The sequence below is a fragment of the Rhizobium ecuadorense genome (genome assembly GCF_001187535.1).
Taxonomy (GTDB): Bacteria; Pseudomonadota; Alphaproteobacteria; order Rhizobiales; family Rhizobiaceae; genus Rhizobium; species Rhizobium ecuadorense.
Map to the genome: position 1 here is coordinate 1 of NZ_LFIO01000919.1, position 228 is coordinate 228.

1 pseudogene is annotated in these 228 nt (G+C 56.6%); it reads left to right on the forward strand.

The window, feature by feature from the left end:
* A pseudogene (locus AF337_RS16005) lies at positions 1 to 228 on the forward strand (helix-turn-helix domain-containing protein); the annotation flags it as partial.

The window sequence follows — 228 nt, forward strand, 5'->3', positions numbered from 1 at the left end:
GTTGTCTGTTCGTGCAGCCGCCTTATCGAGCAGGGTGGATTGGTGCAGGCCAAATCGATGGAGCGGCTTCGAGACCTCGGAAGCGGCATTCAGCAGTTTTCGAAATATCTGGGCTTGGCGGCTTTCTATCGGAACCGGATCTTCATCACGCAACGTGTCGTCGGACCGAACGCCATGCTGTCGCAGACGATCCTCCTGCCATTCGACGAGTATCAGCGCGTCTATCTG